This is a genomic window from Frigoribacterium sp. CFBP 13712 (assembly GCF_014842255.1).
Lineage (GTDB): Bacteria > Actinomycetota > Actinomycetes > Actinomycetales > Microbacteriaceae > Frigoribacterium.
This window is the reverse complement of sequence record NZ_JACYVH010000006.1, coordinates 88,830-106,495: the sequence shown is the minus strand read 5'-3', so window position 1 is coordinate 106,495 and position 17,666 is coordinate 88,830. Positions and strand designations below refer to the sequence as shown.

Below are 17,666 nucleotides of genomic sequence, written 5' to 3'. Positions count from 1 at the left end.
CCACGGGTCAGCCCGACCGCTCCGCCGCACCCGCACGGCGCGGCTCGTCTACGCCCCGCGCCCGCCCCACCAGGCCAGCAGCCGCTCGGTCGCCGCCTCGGCGCCCAGCGGCCCCTCCTCGGTGCGCAGCTCGAGCAGGAACCGGTACGCCTCGCCGACCTCGCGACTCGGGCCGATGCCGAGCACCCTCTGGATGTCGTCGCCGTCGAGGTCGGGTCGCAGCGAGTCGATCTCTTCACGCTCGCGCAGGTCGGCGATGCGGTGCTCGAGGTCGTCGTAGGCGAAGCCCAGGCGGTCGGCCTTGCGACGGTTGCGGGTCGTGACGTCGGCGCGGGTCAGCATGTGCAGCCGCTCGAGCTGGTCGCCGGCGTCGCGCACGTAGCGACGCACGGCGGAGTCCGTCCAGCCGCCCTCGGTGTAGCCGAAGAAGCGGAGGTGCAGCTCGATCAGGCGGTGGACGGCCGCGATCGTGTCGTTGTCGAAGCGCAGCGCCTTGAGCCGCTTCTTCGCGAGCTTGGCGCCGACCACGTCGTGGTGGTGGAACGTCACGACCCCGCCGGGTTCGAGTCGACGCGTGGCCGGCTTGCCGCAGTCGTGCAGCAGGGCGGCGAGACGCAGCGTGAGATCGGGGGAGTCGCCGGGGTGCCGCTCGGCCTCGTAGCCGATGGCCTGCTCGAGCACGGTGAGGCTGTGCTCGTAGACGTCCTTGTGGTGGTGGTGCTCGTCGACCTCGAGGCGCATCGCCGCGAGCTCGGGCATCACGTGCTCGGCGAGCCCGGTGTCGACCAGCAGGCGGATGCCCGGGGTCGGGGTCGCGGTGCGCAGCAGCTTCGAGAGCTCGTCGGCGACGCGCTCGACCGAGACGATGGACAGGGTGGAGGCGCGGGTCGTCATCGCCTCGCGCACCTCGGGCGACACCTCGAAGCCGAGCTGCGCGGTGAACCGTGCGGCCCGCATCATCCGCAGCGGGTCGTCTCGGAAGCTGTCGACGGCGGCGCCCGGTGTCGCGAGGCGCTGGGCCAGGAGGTCGTCGACGCCGCCCGACGGGTCGACCAGCACCTGCTCGGGCAGGCGCAGCGCCATGGCGTTCACGGTGAAGTCGCGGCGGACGAGGTCGCCCTCGAGCGTGTCGCCGAACTCGACGACGGGCTTGCGGGTCTCGCCGTCGTAGACGTCGCTGCGGTAGGTCGTGATCTCGACGACCTCGCCGTCGACCCGGGCCGCGATGGTGCCGAACTCGCGCCCGACGTCCCAGTGGGCCTCGGCCAGCGGCACGACGATCTCGAGGATCTGATCGGGGGAGGCGCTGGTCGTGAAGTCGAGGTCGTTGACCCGGTGCCCGAGGAACGCGTCGCGCACCGGACCGCCCACCAGGGCGAACTCGTGACCCGCGGCGGCGAAGGCGGCCGACAGGCGGGCGATGCGGGGAGTGGCGGCCAGTCGACCGAGGCGCTCGACGGCGGCGGCGACGTTGTCCATGGGCGACCACTTTGCCACACGAGGAGGCGCGGATCACCGTCGCGCGCCTCCTCCCCAGGGCTGGTTCCCCACCCCCGAAGCGCCCGCCGGGCGTGCTCGAGGTCCCCCTGCGAGGGACGATTCTCTAGACTCGCCTTGCTCGCGCGACNCGGGCACGGGCACGAGGGCGTCGGCCGCGAGCGAGGCGGCCGACGCCGACTCGGTCACGCTGACGGTCGCGCCCGAGGCCGACGGGGTGCTGCGCTCGGGTGACGACCTCGACCTGACGCTGACGATCAGCAACGGCGGCGAGACCGACCTCGAGGCGGGCAGCGCGCGGATCTACCTCGACCGCGACTCGTTCCTCACCCGCTCGAAGCTCGCCGACTGGCTCGAGCCCGAGACGACCACGGGCGACGACTACCTCGGCCTCTACATGGCGCGCGTCGACGTCCCCGCCGTCGCCGCCGGTCAGAGCGTCACGGTCGACGACGTGTCGATCCCGGCCGAGCGGACGGCCCTCGACGGGTGGACGTGGGGTGCGCGGGCACTCGGCGTGCGCCTCCTGGGCTCCGACGGGCTGCAGGTCGCGCAGGCCCGCAGCAGCGTCGTCTGGTACCCGAGCGAGAGCTTCCAGCCGACCAGGCTCTCGGTCGCGGTGCCGATCACGACCCCCGAGACCGAGAGCGGCGTGCTCGACGCCGCCGCGCTCGAGGCGTACACCTCGGCCGACGGCACCCTGACCCGGCAGCTGCGCCAGGTGGTGGGCAGCTCGGCGACCGTGGCCGTCGACCCGATGATCATCTCGTCGATCCGCCTGCTGGGCAGCGAAGCCCCCGAGTCGGCCGTCGAGTGGCTCGACGAGCTGACGTCGGCGGGCCTCGAGACGTTCCCCCTCACCTACGCCGACGCCGACGTCGCCGGGCTCAGCCAGGCCGGCGCCCCCTCCGTGCCGGCGCCCACCTCGTTCGACTCGTTCGTCGACGAGTCGCGGTTCGACACCTCGGCCACCGCGACCGACGTTCCCAGCCCGGTCGAGACCGGCGGCACGAGCGACGGGTCGGACTCGAGCACCAGCTCGTCGGGCTCCGGCTCGTCCGACTCCGGCTCCGGGGCCGCCGGCTCCGGTGCGACCGCGACGCCCACCGACGAGCCGACCGCCACCCCCACCGAGGCCCCTTCGGCGCCGCCGCTGCCGACGACCGAGTCGCTGCTGGCGTTCCCGTGGTCGCTCTCGTCGATCGCCTGGCCCGTCGACGACAGCGTCGTCGCCTCCGACGTCGACACGATCACCCAGCGCGACTACACGTCGACGATCCTCTCCAGCTCGAACGTGAACGTGGCGACCGACGCGACCGAGAACGCGCCCGTCGACCTCGGCGGCTCGACCGGTCTCGTCTCCGACGACACCCTCTCCGATCTCGTCCGCGAGGCCGCCTCGGCCACGTCGACCGACCTCTGGCAGTCCGCGATGGCCGAGCTGTCGGCGAGCGTCGCGACGATCGCGAAGGAGCGCCCCAGCGACGCCCGCACCATGCTCGCGACCCTCGACCGCTCGTGGTCGATCGACGGCGACCGTCTGCGCCAGACCCTCCAGGCGCTCGACGCGCTGCCCTGGTCGGCCCCGTCGTCGCTGGGCGACACCCTGGCAGCCGAGCCGACCGATGCGACGGTCGTCGACCGGCCCGAGCCGGCCGAGCGCCTCCGCGAGCTCCGCTCGCTCGTCAGGTCCGACCAGCAGGTCACCGACTTCTCGACCGCGCTCGAGCAGCCGGAGACCGTCACCGGCGCCGCCCGTCTGCGCACGCTGGCCCTGTCGTCGAACGCCTGGCGCGACAACGCCGAGGGTCTGACGAACGAGGTCGCCGACGCCGCGATCGCGGCCACCGAGACCTCGAAGCTCGTCTCGATCGTGCAGGGCAGCGATCAGCTCATCCTCGGCGACCGCTCGTCGCTGCCGCTCTACGTGCAGAACACCTCCGACTCGGCAGCGACGGTGTTCCTCACCCTCGCGCCGTCCAGCTCGCGCCTCCTCGTCGAGGAGAACCGCATCCCCGTGACCGTGCAGGCGCAGTCGCAGACCCGTGTGCGGGTGCCCGTGCAGTCCATCGCCAACGGAACGGTCGACGTCTCGATGTCCCTCGTCAGCTCCACCGGGGTCACCATCGCGACCCCGGCCGTCGTCTCGATCAACGTGCAGGCCGGGTGGGAGACCGCGATCACCTGGGCCTTCGGCATCGGCTTCGCGCTGCTGTTCGGCGGCGGCATCTACCGCACGATCCGCAAGCGCCGTCGCGGCGCAGCCGACGGAGACGCCACGTCGCACGACGCATCGTCGGAAGACGCCGTCGCGTGACCGGTCAAGGCGGTCTCGGCCGCGCCAGCGTGCTGCTCGCCTCGGGCACGATGGTGTCGCGGGTGCTCGGCTTCGTCAAGACGGCCGTGCTCGCCGCGGCGATCGGCCAGTCGGCGAGCCGCGCCGCCGACTCGTTCGCCCTCGCGAACCAGCTGCCGAACAACATCTACGCGCTGATCGCCGGCGGGCTGCTCAGCGCCGTGCTGGTGCCCCAGATCGTCCGGGCGGCGACCCACGACGACGACGGGGGGCAGCGCTTCATCAACAAGATCGTCACCCTCGGCACGATCGTCTTCGCCGCCGTCGGGCTGCTCGGCACCCTGCTCGCGCCCGTGCTCGTCTCGATCTACGCGCAGCAGGCGAATGCATCCGGTCAAGGGGGTTACACCTCGGAGTCACTGGCCCTGGCGACCGCGTTCGCCTACTGGTGCCTGCCGCAGATCTTCTTCTACGCCATGTACTCGCTGCTCAGCGAGGTGCTCAACGCCCGTCAGGTCTTCGGCCCGTTCACCTGGGCACCGGTGCTCAACAACGTGGTCGCGATCGCCGGTCTCGTCGTCTTCATGGTGCTGTTCGGCGGAGCCGAGTCGAACTCGTCCGTCGACGTCTGGTCGCCCGACCGCATCACCGTCATCGCCGGCACCGCGTCGCTCGGTGTGCTGGCGCAGGCGGCGTTCCTGCTGCTGTTCTGGCGTCGCGCCGGGCTCACGTTCCGCCCCGACTTCCGCTGGCGCGGAGTCGGTCTGGGCGCCACCGGCAAGGCGGCCGGCTGGCTGTTCGGCATGGTGCTCGTCACCCAGGTCGCCGGCCTCGTGCAGAGCCGGGTCGCCTCGCAGGGCAGCGGCGCGGGCGCCTCGAACGCCGTGCTCGCCAACTCGTGGCTGCTGTTCATGCTGCCGCACGGCATCGTCGCCGTCTCGATCGCGACCGCCTACTTCACCCGGATGAGCGGTCACGCGTCCCGCGGCGACCTCCGGGCCGTCCGCGCCGACCTGTCGCAGTCGCTCCGCACCATCGGCATGTTCATGGTCTTCGCGGCCGTGGCGATGTGCGTCGTCGCCTACCCGTTCGCGAGCTTCTTCGAGCGGACCTTCGAGGGCGCCAGCCAGATGGCCCAGGTCATCCTCGGCTTCATGCCGGGGCTGATCCTCTTCAGCGTGCTGTTCGTCGTCCAGCGGGTCTTCTACGCCCTGCACGACCAGCGCACGCCGTTCTTCATGCAGGTCGTCCAGTCGAGCATCTTCGTGGTCGGCACCCTCATCTCGTCGGCCGTGGTGGCAGACGACCAGGTGGCCGTCGCCATCGCCGTGACCACCTCGATCGCCGGCTCGACGCAGACGGTCGTGGCGCTCGTGCTCATCTCGCGGCGCCTCGACGGCATGGACGGCCGCTGGGTGCTGCGCCGCTACGTGCAGTTCCTGTTCTTCTCGCTGATCGCCGGTGCCGTCGGGCTCGTCGTCGTGACCGCCATGGGCGGTTTCTCCGCCGATGGCTTCGCCCACACCGGCCGGATCCCCGGTCTGCTGACCGTCATGGTCGCGGCCGCCGTCATGGCCGTCGTCTACCTCGGCATGCTGAAGCTGATCCGCCTGCCCGAGCTCGAGGCGCTCACGGCGCCGGTGTGGAACCGCGCACGACCGATGCTGGCGCGCGTCCTGAAGCGCTGATCCGCGCCTCCTCGGTGTCCGGCCTGCGAAGTCCGCAGGGGTGAGCCGTGCCTCCCGGGTCGCTCGGAATAGCCCGTCGTTAGGATGTGTTCACTCAGACGGTCGGGCGAGAACGTCGATCGGGCACCACGGCTCGAACGCATCTGGCACGACATCCGCCACGTTCTTCCAGAGAGGTGCTCATGCGCCAGATCATCATCATCGGCTCCGGCCCCGCGGGCTACACGGCCGGCATCTACGCCGCACGAGCCGGGCTCGAGCCGCTCATCGTGGCCAGCTCGGTCGAGGCCGGCGGCGAGCTCATGAAGACCACCGAGGTCGAGAACTTCCCGGGCTTCCCCGACGGCATCATGGGCCCCGACCTCATGTTCAAGCTGCAAGAGCAGGCAGAGAAGTTCGGCGCCGAGGTGCTGCTCGACGACGTCACCAGCGTCGACCTGACCGGTGACGTCAAGAAGGTCACGCTCGGCAACGGCACCGTCGAGGAGGCCGTCACGGTGATCTTCGCCACGGGCAGCGCGTACCGCAAGCTCGGCCTCGCCGACGAAGAGCGCCTCAGCGGCCGCGGCGTCAGCTGGTGCGCCACCTGCGACGGCTTCTTCTTCAAGCAGAAGGAGATCGCGGTCGTCGGCGGCGGCGACTCGGCGATGGAGGAGGCGACGTTCCTCACCCGCTTCGCCAGCAAGGTCTACGTCATCCACCGCGGCGACTCGCTGCGTGCGTCGAAGATCATGCAAGAGCGCGCCTTCGCCAACGACAAGATCGAGTTCCTCTGGAACAAGACCGTCACGAAGATCAACGGCGACGAGAAGGCCACGGGCGTGCAGCTGACCGACACGGTCGACGGCAGCACCAGCGACCTCGACCTCGACGGTCTCTTCATCGCGATCGGCAACGACCCGCGCGTGCACCTCGTCCACAACCAGCTCGACCTCACGGTCGACGGCACGATCGCCGTCGAGGGCCGCAGCTCGAAGACCAACCTCCGCGGCGTGTTCGCGGCCGGCGACGTCATCGACGCGACCTACCGCCAGGCGGCCACCGCCGCCGGCTCCGGTGTCGTCGCAGCGCTCGACGCCGAGCACTTCCTGGCGAGCCTCGACCAGACGTTTCTAGCCGAGAACACCGAGGGCGCGGCCGAGGGCATCGACACGGCCGAGTCCGTCGCGGTGGGCGTCTGACCGGCGCCCCCGGTCACCGTCTCGCGAACCCCACAGCCCTAACAGTCCCCACGACGAAAGGAACCACCATGAGCACCGCCAAGGCAGTCACCGACGCGTCCTTCGAGAGCGACGTCATCACCTCCGACAAGACGATCCTGGTCGACTTCTGGGCCGAGTGGTGCGGCCCGTGCCGCGCCGTCTCGCCGATCCTTGACCAGATCGCGGCCGAGCACTCCGACAAGATCGAGATCGTCAAGCTGAACGTCGACGACAACCCGCAGACCGCGGCGAAGTACCAGATCACCTCGATCCCCGCCATGAAGGTCTACCGCGGTGGCGAGGTCGTCAAGACCGTCATCGGCGCGAAGCCCAAGCAGGCCCTCGAGGCCGACCTGGCGGAGTTCTTGGCGTAGTCGACAGACCGCATCGAGAGCCCGCCCAGCACCACGCTGGGCGGGCTCTCGTGGTCTCACCGCCGCACCAGGCATAGTCTTGAGCGATTCACCCTCCGACCGTTAAGGACGCAGATGAGCGACAAGGGCACCAACCTCGATCCGTGGTACGACTCGTACGCCGACCGCACGGCCGGCCTGAGCGCCTCCGAGGTCCGAGCCCTGTTCGCCGTCGCCTCCCGCCCCGAGGTGGTCTCCTTGGCCGGCGGCATGCCCTACGTGTCGGCCCTGCCCCGTGAGCTCGTCACGGGCTCGATCGACCGCGTCATGTCGAAGGGCGGGGGCGCGATGGCGCTCCAGTACGGCTCGGGGCAGGGCACACCGGCGATCCGCGAGCACATCATGCAGATCATGGCGATGGAGGGGATCCGCGGCAGCGCCGACGACGTCGTCGTCACGACCGGCTCGCAGCAGGCGCTCGACCTGGTCACCCGGCTGTTCATCAACCCGGGCGACGTCGTGCTGGCCGAGTCGCCGAGCTACGTGGGCGCCCTGGGCGTCTTCAAGGCCTACCAGGCCGATGTTCAGCACGTCGCGATGGACGACGAGGGGCTGATCCCGGAGGCGCTGCGAGAGGCGATCACGGCCGTCACCTCGCGGGGCGGCACGATCAAGTTCCTGTACACCATCCCCAACTTCCACAACCCGGCCGGTGTCACGCTCTCGTGGGCCCGCCGGCTCGAGATCCTCGAGATCTGCCGCAGCGCGGGCATCCTGGTGCTCGAAGACAACCCGTACGGGCTGCTGTCGTTCGACGAGCCGGCCCCGCAGGCCATGCGCTCGGTCGACGACGAGGGCGTCATCTACCTCGGTTCGTTCTCGAAGACGCTCGCCCCCGGGTTCCGCGTCGGCTGGGCTCTGGCGCCGCACGCGATCCGCGAGAAGCTGATCCTCGCGAACGAGTCGGCCACCCTGTCGCCGAACTCGTTCGGTCAGTTCGTGATCACCGAGTACCTGGACCAGGCCGACTGGCGGGGGCAGATCGACATCTTCCGCGATCTCTACCGCGAGCGGCGCGACGCCATGCTGTCGGCACTGGGGGAGTACCTGCCGTCGCTCAGCTGGACGCGCCCCGAGGGCGGCTTCTTCGTGTGGCTGTCGCTGCCCGACGAGCTCGACTCGAAGGCCATGCTGCCGCGGGCCGTGAAGGAGCTCGTCGCCTACACGCCCGGTACGGCGTTCTACGCCGACGGGGGTGGCCGGCAGAACATCCGCCTCTCGTTCTGCTATCCGACGTCCGAGATGATCAAGGTCGGCGTGGCCCGGCTGGCGACCGTCATCAACGGCGAGCTCGATCTGCTCAACACGTTCTCAGGGGCGCAGCTCGGCAAGCCCAGCCGTCAGCGCGAGGGCGTCACGATGCCGCCGCCGAACATCTCCTGATCAGGCTTTTACCCGTAACACCGCTCACTCTCCCGAAGGATCACCGGTCATGAACTCGAGCCCTCTGCGCAACGTCACCGTCCTCGCCGGCGGCATCTCGCACGAGCGGGACGTGTCTCTGCGATCAGGGAGGCGCGTGGTCGACAGTCTCGCCTCCCACGGGATCACGGTCAAGCTCCGTGATCCCGATGCGACTCTGCTGGCTCACCTGACCGAGACGCGGCCCGACGTCGTGTGGCCGGTGCTGCACGGCGCTAGCGGTGAGGACGGCGCTCTGCGAGGCTTGCTCGAGGCGTTGGACATCCCGTTCGTCGGCAGCACCTCCGCCGCGGCGCGACTCGCGTGGGACAAGCCGACCGCCAAAGAACTCGCCCGTCGCGCCGGGGTTCTGACCCCTCGGGGGCTCACCCTGTCGCACGACGCCTTCCGTGAACTGGGCGCCGCGGGAGTCCTCGCAGCGATCGCCGACGAGCACCCGGTGCCCGTCGTGGTGAAGCCGGCCCGAGGAGGCTCGGCGCAGGGAGTCACGGTCGTCGAGTCCGCAGATGGCCTGCCCCGTGCGATGGTCGACGCCTACACGTACTGCGACGACGTGATCGTCGAGCAGAAGATCACCGGCACCGAGATCGCAGTCGGGGTCATCGACACCGGTGATGGTCCGACGGCGCTGCCGGCTGTGGAGATCGTGCCGCGGAGCGGCTTCTATGGGTTCGACGCGCGCTACAACGCGGGGGAGACCACCTTCTTCACGCCCGCTCGTCTCGATGATGACGCTGCTGAGGGCGCGGCCCGCGCGGCGGTCGCCGTACACGAGGCGCTGGGGCTGCGGCACCTGTCGCGGGTCGACCTCATCGTCGATGCGACCGGTGCGGCGTGGTTCCTCGAGGTGAATGTGCTGCCCGGGCTCACCGAGACCTCTCTCGTGCCCATGGCACTCGATGCCGCTGGCTTCGAGCTCGGCCTCGTCTATGCCGCGCTGGCAGAGAAGGCAGTGCGCGACCACCAGTAGGTCTTCCACGCCGATCTGTGTGGCTGTGTTTCACGTGAAACCCGTTGGAAGTGCGGCAGTCTCTGGCTTCCAAACCCCTTCAAGTGCCAGGTCGCGCTACTGAGGCAGGTGCTCCGGTCCCGTTTCACGTGAAACGTACCGACTTGACCGACGACACGCGGACCTTCGCACCTGACACCTGGTACCTGGCACCCGGCACCCGCGCACCCGCACACCCCGAACCCCGGATCCCGAACCCAGCACCTCGTATTTGCACGCTGCGTGCCTGCCCACCCGCGGACCCGGCACCTCCCTCTCGAACACCCGCGGACCCGGCACCTCCCTCTCGAACACCTGCGCACCTGCGCACCTCCGCACTTTCGCTCCGGCGCACCGGCGCACCGGCGCACCGGCGCAGGCGACTATGCGTAGATGGACCACCGCCATCGATTTTCATACCTGCGCAACCACATGCGCCCTCTCCGTGGTGTCCTGACACAGCCGCAAGTTAGGTCGCCGCAGTCCTGCCCGTCGCATGGCCCTGCGGATGTATTGCTCGGGCGTCGCGCCACGATCGGCGACTCGGATACCCCGACACAGCACGGAAGAGTAGGTCGTACCGTCGAAACTGCTGTTCACAGACATGTAACAGCGCATCGGCGTCCAGCGACGAGCAACACACCATGGCTATTGCAGGGACGAGCAGACCCTCGAGATCGCCCTGCACGCCCCTGCACGGTACGACCGCGACAACGTACTGTACCCGGGACAGGGCGAGAGCGAGGGCCAGGCCCACCTACCAAGCCACACGAGGAATCCGGTCTGTACGCAGCCAATGTCAGTAACAGCACTGCTCAGCATCCACGACGTCGAAACGCCCCCTCCGAGGAGGGGGCGTTTCACGTGAAACACGACCGCCGAGACGGCCAGTTCGACCTCAGACCACGGGGTCCTGGCCCAATTCGCCGAGGATGCGGTTCAGGTCGTCGATCGTGGCGAAGTCGATGGTGATCGACCCCTTTCGCGCACCCAGGTTGACCTTTACCCGTGTCTCGAGCCGGTCGCCGAGGCCCTCAGCGATCTCATCGAGGTGCGCCTGGTGGCGGCCGGCCGCCTTGGTGGTCTTGGCCTTCGCCGGCGATCCTGCAGCGATCGCCTCAGCCTGTCGGACGGAGAGATCCTCGTTGACGATCTTTTCCGCGAGACGCTCCATCAGCACGGGGTCGCCCGTCGACAGGATCGCCCGTGCATGACCGGCCGACAGCACGCCCGCAGCCACCCGGCGCTGCACACTGGCCGGCAGCCTCAGAAGGCGCAGCGTGTTGGTGATCTGAGGTCGGCTTCTGCCGATGCGCGTCGCGAGTTCATCCTGGGTGATGCCGAAGTCAGCGAGAAGTTGCTGATAGGCGGATGCTTCTTCCAGCGGGTTCAGCTCGGCTCGGTGCAGGTTCTCCAGCAGAGCATCACGCAGCATCGCGTCGTCAGCGGTGTCTTTGACGATCGCCGGGATCGTCGCGAGACCCAGCTCCTTCGTCGCGCGGAGTCTGCGCTCGCCCATGACGAGCTCGTACTGCACCGGCGTCGTCTTCTTGCCCTTGTTCGGCAGGGGCCGTACGACGATGGGCTGCAGCACACCGACCTCGCGGATCGACGTCACGAGCTCAGCCAGCTCCTCGTCACGGAACTCCGTGCGCGGCTGCTTCGCGTTGGGAACCACGTCGAGGGGATTGAGGTTCGCCAACCGAGCCCCGGGCACCGCGACCAGGTCTTCCGCCGTCTGCTGCGCCGTGGGGAAGAACACGTCGACAGGGCGCCCCTGTGTCTCGTCGTTCACGGGGATGAGAGCGCCGATGCCGCGCCCGAGTCCGGTTCTCTTCGTAGCCACTACTGGGGTGCTCCTCGGTGTGCGAGTTCGGCGGCCGCCTCGAGGTACGAGATCGACCCGGGGGAGTTCTGGTCGTAGCTGATCACGGTCTGCCCGTAACCAGGGGCTTCGCTGATCCGCACCGAGCGGGGGATCAGCGTCTTGAGCGCCTCCTTGGGGAAGTGCTCGCGTACGTCGGCGACGACCTGCTGCGCCAGGTTCGTGCGCCCGTCGTACATCGTCAGCAGGATGCTCGACACGGCCAGACGCGGGTTGAGGTGCTTCTCGATCAGCTGGATGTTGCGGAGCAGCTGGCTCAACCCCTCCAGCGCGTAGTACTCGCACTGGATCGGGATCAGGACTTCTCCTGCAGCGACGAACGCATTGATGGTGAGGAGACCGAGTGACGGCGGGCAGTCGATGAACACGTAGTCGTAGCGCTGGCCCGCAGCCTCTGTCCGCTCGAGGTGCGCTTCCAACGCCGTGCGGAGCCTCTGCTCACGGGCGACGAGAGAGACGAGTTCGATCTCAGCACCGGCGAGGTGGATGGTGGCCGGGATGCAGAACAGGGTGTCGAACTCGGGGCTCTGCTGCACGACGTCGTCCATGTTGCCGTCGTTGACGATGACGTCGTAGACACTCGGGGTGTCCGCCCGGTGGTCGACTCCGAGAGCGGTCGAGGCGTTGCCCTGGGGATCGAGGTCGATGACGAGCACGCGGGCGCCACTGCGAGCCAGGGCTGCGGCGAGGTTCACCGTCGTCGTCGTCTTGCCCACACCACCCTTCTGGTTCGACACGGTCAAGACCCGTGTCTCCGCCGGAGGGGGAAGCGGCGCACGCGACAGTGCCGCCTTGCGCCGGTTCAGGTCGGCGAGCTCCCGAGCCAGGGGAGTGGTGCCGTCGTAGTCAGTGGAGGAACTCACCGGATGGATTCTCCGAATCGCCATGTTTCACGTGGAACAACGTGGGTGCCGCCCGACGAACACAGTCGAACACCGAGGAGGCGCGGCGACAGGTCGAGCACTGGCTCAACTTTAGCTTGCAGCACCGACAAAGCACGGAGGTGAGCGCGCAATAACACGCAAAGCGTCGAAACTCCTGATCAAGGGTAGTTCAGATACCAGATCGGGTGTCGCATGCGTCAAACGCTCTCTCAGCGCTACAGCCACCACGAGTCGCACCCCGACGCGACCGATCGCGCTCAGATCGGCTCCTGTGGAGCCGGATCGCGCCTCCTGAAGGTGGTCAGGCCAGGGTGGCGCGGAACACCCTGGTCGTCTCGGTCGGGTCGACCACGCCGACGCCCAGCTCGAGCACTTCGACGTCGACGAGATGGTTCTTCGCGATGACCTTGCGAGCCGCGTCGACCTCGGCATCGACCCGCGCGCCCTTCATCAGCAGCAGCTGGCCGCCCGTCTTGACCAGGGGAGCGGTCAGCGGGATCAGCTTCGACAGCGCCGACACCGCGCGGGCGGTCACCTGGTCGAGCCAGCCGTCGAGCTCGACCTCCTCGGCACGAGCCCGCACGACCTCGACGTTCGTCAGGCCCATTCGCTCGGCCTCGGCACGCAGCCAGTCCGTGCGACGCTCCATCGGCTCGATCAGCACGAGCGTCGCGCCGGGTCGGGCGGCCGCGAGAACCAGGCCGGGCAGACCCGCACCCGACCCCACGTCGCCCACGCGGCCGTCGACGAGGAGCGGTGCGACGAGACCGGAGTTGACGATGTGCCTCGTCCACAGCCGCGGCAGTTCGAGCGGGCCGATCAGACCGAGCTCTTCGCCGTATTGGGCGAGATCACGTGCGTACTGCCGCACCACGTCGATGCGGTCGCCGAAGATCTCGGCGGCGACGGCCGGTTCGGTCTCGAGGGTGCTCTGGTCGGCCATCGGTCGTTCGGCGTGCCGACTCAGGCGCGGGTGATGACGGTGTGGCGGTCGCGGCCTTCGCCCTCGGACTCCGAGGTGAAGCCACGGGCGGCCACGATGTCGTGGACCAGTTTGCGCTCGTACGACGACATGGGGGGCAGCGACGCCGCGGTGCCGCCCTCTTCGAGCTTCTCGACCGCGCGGTCGACGAGGGCGCCGAGCTCGGCCTCGCGGATGGCGCGCGAGCCGCCGATGTCGAGGATGAGCCGCGAGAACTCGCCGGTCTTGGTCTGCACCGCGATGCGCGTCAGCTCTTGAAGGGCGTTCACCGTGTCGGGCTTCGACAGCACGCGGAGGTTGCCCTCGCCCGTCGAGTCCACCGAGATGTACGAGCGGCCGGCGCGGACCTCGATGTCGATGTCGCCGTCGAAGTCGCAGATGTCGAGCAGCTCTTCGATGTAGTCGGCGGCGATCTCACCCTCGTCGAGGTCGCCCGTCGAGGAGGTGCTGGTCGCGTTCTCGTCGGAGGCCTCGGCGGCACTGGGGTCGACCCGCGCCTCCTCGGGGGACTCGGTCTCGGAGGCGACGCCCTCGGCGTCGGTCGGCTGCGTGTTCGTCACGTCGTTGTGGTCCGTCTCGCTCGTCACTTCTTGTTGCCGTTCTGCTTCTTGGCGCGGTTCTTGCCCACCGGCTGAGTGCGCTGGGTGGTCTTCGGCACGGCCGGAGCCGACTCGATCTCGGTCACCGTGATCGCGGGCAGACCCTGCCCCTTGCGCTGCTGCTTGCGAGCGAGGCGCTCTTCGCGGGCGAGCGCGGCCTCGCTGCCGGGCGTGGGCATGTTGCGGATGACGATGAACTGCTGCGCCATCGTCCAGATGTTCGAGGTCAGCCAGTAGAACATGACGCCCAGCGGGAACGAGAGACCCGAGAAGACGAAGACGAGGGGCAGCACGTAGAGGAGCATGCGCTGCTGCTTGAACATGGGGCTCGCCTTGGTCTCGGGCGACATGTTCTTGGAGACGATCTGCAGCTGGGTGATGAACTGCGACGCGGTCATGACGACGACCATGCCGGCGGCGATGAGACGCACCTCCCAGGTGGTGGCGCTGAGGAAGGTCTCCTTCAGCGGTGCGCCCCAGAGGGTCGCCTCGCCGAACGACGTGGAGAGCGCCTGGTTCAGCAGGCCGACCCCGACGCCCTCGCGCTGGGCGTTCTGCAGCACCGAGAAGAGGCTGAAGAAGATCGGCATCTGGATCAGCAGCGGCAGGCACGAGCTGAGCGGGTTGGTGCCGGTGTCTTTGTACAGCGCCATGGTCTCGCGCGACATGGCCTCGCGGCTGAACTGGTCGCGCTTGCCCTTGTACTTGTCTTGGATCTTCTTGAGCTTGGGTGCGATCTCCATCATGCGTCGCTGGCTCTTGATCTGCCGGACGAAGATCGGGATGAGCAGCGCGCGCACGACGAGCACCAGGCCGACGATCGACAGCACCCACGTTCCGCCCCAGTCGAAGCCCATGCCCGCACTGGTCAGGAGTTCGTGGAAGCCGACGAGGATCGCCTCGACGACCCACTTGAGGGGCCAGAGGATGGTGTCGATGAAGCCCATGGTGTTCGGGTCAGCCCTTTCCGTGGCTCTGTACGAGGAGACCGTGCGGTGCGACGGGAGCGGAGGCTCGGGCCGCACGACGGGGGAGCACGAAGCCGGAGCCCGTGATCGAGAAGTTCTGGAACCGCGGTTCAGGGACGTCGTCGATGCCGCCCGCCGCCCAGGGGTTGCACCGCGCGATGCGCCAGGCGCCGCGAGCGGAGCCGGCGACGACGCCGTACCGCTGGATCGCCTCGAGCGCGTACCGCGAGCACGACGGGTGGTACCGGCAGACCTCGCCGTAGAGCGGGGAGATGACAGCCCGGTAGGCGCGGAGCACGACGATCGCGACGTTGCGTGGAAGCAACGACACGAACAGTACGAGTTCTCTCACGCTTTCACGACCTTGTCGACGACCCCTGAGATATCCCTCAGCAGGGTAGACCAGGAAACGTCGACACTGCCTGGCAAAGAGCGGATCACGATGTCGGTGCCCGGGGGCAGCGACGGCAGCAGCTCGTGGCAGACGTGCTTGAGGCGACGACGCACGGTGTTGCGGGCGACCGCGTTGCCCACGGTCTTGGCCACGATGAACCCGAACCGGACGTCGCCGCCGTCGTCATGACGACGCACGTAGACGACCGAGTGCGCCGTGGCCGACTTGCGGCCACGGCGCACGGTGTTTCGGTAGTCGTCTGCGCGGACGATCCGGTTGGCTCTGGCCAACACCGGGTGCGACTACGCGGAGAGTTCGGTGCGACCCTTGCCACGACGGGCGGCGAGGATGGCGCGACCCGCACGGGTGCGCATGCGAGCACGGAAACCGTGCTTCTTGGCGCGGCGGCGGTTGTTCGGCTGGAACGTTCTCTTGCTCATGGTGTTTTCTCCAGTGATGCGGACCTGGCCTGCTGCCATGATCCGAGAAGTCTTGTACAGCCCAACTGGCTGAAATCAACTGATTAAAAGTACGCGGCATCGGCCCTGCGGTCAAACGGCAGCCTCGAACGAGTTTATCCACAGTGTTGAAAACTCCGATTGCAGAAGACATACTCATCCGAACTAGGGTGGGTACCTCCCGCTCCGGATCCGCGTAAACACGGGGAACGAGCACCACTCCCGGCTGAATCGGCCACCGCCGACCCGTGGACAAAGCTGTGCATAACTCGGTACGCCGAGATGCCGTCGCCCCCGGGGCGCACGGCGTGCCCAGCACGCAGATCACCGGCAGAAAGAGAAATCCCCGTGGCGAACACCGTCGATCCGGTCCAGGACCTCTGGCGGTCCGTGCTCGCGAGTCTGACCACCGACGACCGCATCACCCCCCAGCTGCACGGCTTCATCAGCCTGGTCGAGCCGAAGGGCGTTCTGGGCGGCACCCTCTACCTCGAGGTGCCCAACGACCTCACCCGGGGCATGCTCGAACAACGCATCCGGGGGCCGCTCCTCGAGTCGATCGCCGCGCTCGGCGACGACTCCGTCGCGAGCTTCGCCATCACGGTCAACCCCGACATCACGCCCGACACCCTCACCCAGCAGCCCGAGCAGACCGAGCCGGCCCACTACATCGAGGCCCCGTTCGTCCCCACCCCGGTCGAGTCGCCGACCACGGGCAAGCGCAACGACTCGCGACTGAACCCGAAGTACAGCTTCGACAACTTCGTCATCGGGGCCTCGAACCGGTTCGCCCACGCCGCCGCGGTCGCCGTGGCAGAAGCGCCGGCCAAGGCCTACAACCCCCTCTTCATCTACGGGTCGTCCGGTCTGGGCAAGACGCACCTCCTCCATGCCATCGGCCACTACGCCGAGACGATGTACCCGGGCATCCGCGTCCGCTACGTCAGCAGCGAGGAGTTCACGAACGACTTCATCAACTCGATCGCGAACAACCGCTCGAACCTGTTCCAGCAGCGGTACCGCGAGATCGACATCCTCCTGATCGACGACATCCAGTTCCTGCAGGGGAAGGACAGCACCCAGGAGGCGTTCTTCCACACCTTCAACACGCTGCACGATCACGACAAGCAGCTGGTGATCACCAGCGACCTGCCGCCGAAGCACCTGACCGGCTTCGAGGACCGCATGCGCTCGCGCTTCGAGTGGGGCCTCATCACCGACGTGCAGGCGCCCGACCTCGAGACCCGCATCGCGATCCTCCGCAAGAAGGCGCAGAGCGAGAAGCTGCAGATCCGCGACGAGGTGCTCGAGTTCATCGCCACGAAGGTGTCGAGCAACATCCGCGAGCTCGAGGGCACGCTCATCCGGGTCACGGCGTTCGCGAGCCTGAACCGGACGGCCGTCGACCTGGCGCTGGTGCAGACCGTGCTGAAGGACCTCATCACGCTCGACGAAGACAACATCATCGCGCCGGTCGACATCATCAACCACACCGCCGACTACTTCAAGCTCTCGGTCGACGACCTCTACGGCTCGTCGCGGTCGCAGGCGATCGCGACCGCGAGGCAGATCGCGATGTACCTGTGCCGCGAGCTGACCAGCCTGTCGCTGCCGAAGATCGGTCAGCTGTTCGGCAACCGCGACCACACGACGGTCATGTACGCGAACAAGAAGATCAGCGAGCTGATGAAGGAGCGCCGGTCGATCTACAACCAGGTCACCGAGCTCACCAGCCGCATCAAACAGGACACCCGCTACAAATAAGGGCCCGGTCGAGGGGCGAGATCGTCACCTCCCGGCAGCACCGTCCGAACGGGCGTCGACCATCGGTCGGCGCCCGTTCGTCGTCTCGTCGACCTGCAGGAGGTGCGCAGCAGCACCCCAGGAGACCGGACGATCCCACAGTGTGGATAACCTGTGGAAAGTGGTGGATAACTTGGGGGCCGGTTGTTCACGGATGACATGACCCTGTGGGAACAGCCCTCGACCC

16 protein-coding genes are annotated in these 17,666 nt (G+C 68.2%); 7 read left to right on the top strand and 9 right to left on the bottom strand.

Translation table 11 applies throughout. The features are described from left to right. Window positions 1-48 precede the first annotated feature (48 nt). Window positions 49-1,479: a CCA tRNA nucleotidyltransferase gene (locus IFT51_RS11535; RefSeq protein ID WP_192061221.1), complete on the bottom strand. Its 1,431-nt coding sequence runs from the start codon at window positions 1,477-1,479 to the stop codon at window positions 49-51. Between the two features lie 149 nt (window positions 1,480-1,628). Between IFT51_RS11535 and IFT51_RS15640 the strand changes: the two genes are divergently transcribed. From IFT51_RS15640 to IFT51_RS11505, 6 genes are all read left to right on the top strand, one after another. Further along, a partial coding sequence (locus IFT51_RS15640) for a DUF6049 family protein (RefSeq protein WP_371740772.1) occupies window positions 1,629-3,814 on the top strand: 2,186 nt, incomplete at its 5' end. After that, entirely contained in the window at window positions 3,811-5,481 is a 1,671-nt protein-coding gene (gene murJ / locus IFT51_RS11525; protein ID WP_243213698.1) for a murein biosynthesis integral membrane protein MurJ, read from the top strand. The genes IFT51_RS15640 and murJ, both read left to right, overlap by 4 nt. A 182-nt stretch (window positions 5,482-5,663) precedes the next feature. After that, on the top strand, window positions 5,664-6,662 hold the full coding sequence (trxB, locus tag IFT51_RS11520) for a thioredoxin-disulfide reductase (protein WP_192061219.1): 999 nt from the start codon (window positions 5,664-5,666) through the stop codon (window positions 6,660-6,662). Between the two features lie 68 nt (window positions 6,663-6,730). Further along, a complete protein-coding gene (trxA, locus tag IFT51_RS11515; protein ID WP_055799001.1) occupies window positions 6,731-7,057 on the top strand; it encodes a thioredoxin in 327 nt (108 codons plus the stop codon). 114 nt (window positions 7,058-7,171) lie between these two features. Continuing rightward, window positions 7,172-8,479, top strand: coding sequence for a PLP-dependent aminotransferase family protein (locus IFT51_RS11510; protein ID WP_192061218.1), 1,308 nt, complete (start codon window positions 7,172-7,174; stop codon window positions 8,477-8,479). Window positions 8,480-8,528: 49 nt separating this feature from the next. Then, window positions 8,529-9,488, top strand: coding sequence for a D-alanine--D-alanine ligase (locus tag IFT51_RS11505; RefSeq protein WP_192061217.1), 960 nt, complete (start codon window positions 8,529-8,531; stop codon window positions 9,486-9,488). A gap of 916 nt (window positions 9,489-10,404) precedes the next feature. Here IFT51_RS11505 and IFT51_RS11500 read toward each other — a convergent pair. The 8 genes from IFT51_RS11500 to rpmH all read right to left on the bottom strand — a co-directional run bounded on the left by IFT51_RS11500 (window position 10,405) and on the right by rpmH (window position 15,658). Continuing rightward, the gene (locus tag IFT51_RS11500) at window positions 10,405-11,352 is read right to left on the bottom strand and encodes a ParB/RepB/Spo0J family partition protein (RefSeq protein WP_192061216.1); all 948 of its coding nucleotides are present in this window, start codon (window positions 11,350-11,352) and stop codon (window positions 10,405-10,407) included. After that, a complete protein-coding gene (locus IFT51_RS11495; RefSeq protein WP_308196159.1) occupies window positions 11,352-12,254 on the bottom strand; it encodes a ParA family protein in 903 nt (300 codons plus the stop codon). Before IFT51_RS11495 ends, IFT51_RS11500 begins: the two co-directional genes overlap by 1 nt. Window positions 12,255-12,576: 322 nt before the next feature. Continuing rightward, on the bottom strand, window positions 12,577-13,218 hold the full coding sequence (gene rsmG / locus IFT51_RS11490; protein ID WP_192061214.1) for a 16S rRNA (guanine(527)-N(7))-methyltransferase RsmG: 642 nt from the start codon (window positions 13,216-13,218) through the stop codon (window positions 12,577-12,579). Window positions 13,219-13,238: 20 nt separating this feature from the next. Next, window positions 13,239-13,817: a R3H domain-containing nucleic acid-binding protein gene (locus IFT51_RS11485; RefSeq protein WP_192061213.1), complete on the bottom strand. Its 579-nt coding sequence runs from the start codon at window positions 13,815-13,817 to the stop codon at window positions 13,239-13,241. 23 nt (window positions 13,818-13,840) lie between these two features. Continuing rightward, window positions 13,841-14,803 carry a membrane protein insertase YidC gene (gene yidC, locus IFT51_RS11480; RefSeq protein WP_192061212.1) on the bottom strand — a complete coding sequence of 321 codons (963 nt, stop codon included), beginning with the start codon at window positions 14,801-14,803 and terminating at the stop codon, window positions 13,841-13,843. Window positions 14,804-14,813: 10 nt separating this feature from the next. After that, the gene (gene yidD / locus IFT51_RS11475; protein WP_192061211.1) at window positions 14,814-15,176 is read right to left on the bottom strand and encodes a membrane protein insertion efficiency factor YidD; all 363 of its coding nucleotides are present in this window, start codon (window positions 15,174-15,176) and stop codon (window positions 14,814-14,816) included. Beyond that, window positions 15,173-15,511 carry a ribonuclease P protein component gene (gene rnpA, locus IFT51_RS11470; RefSeq protein ID WP_192061210.1) on the bottom strand — a complete coding sequence of 113 codons (339 nt, stop codon included), beginning with the start codon at window positions 15,509-15,511 and terminating at the stop codon, window positions 15,173-15,175. Before rnpA ends, yidD begins: the two co-directional genes overlap by 4 nt. A 9-nt stretch (window positions 15,512-15,520) precedes the next feature. Next, window positions 15,521-15,658, bottom strand: coding sequence for a 50S ribosomal protein L34 (gene rpmH / locus IFT51_RS11465; protein WP_043595303.1), 138 nt, complete (start codon window positions 15,656-15,658; stop codon window positions 15,521-15,523). A gap of 366 nt (window positions 15,659-16,024) precedes the next feature. On the opposite strand from rpmH, the gene dnaA reads away from it, so the two are divergent. After that, window positions 16,025-17,440 carry a chromosomal replication initiator protein DnaA gene (gene dnaA / locus IFT51_RS11460; protein ID WP_055799026.1) on the top strand — a complete coding sequence of 472 codons (1,416 nt, stop codon included), beginning with the start codon at window positions 16,025-16,027 and terminating at the stop codon, window positions 17,438-17,440. Window positions 17,441-17,666: the final 226 nt, after the last annotated feature.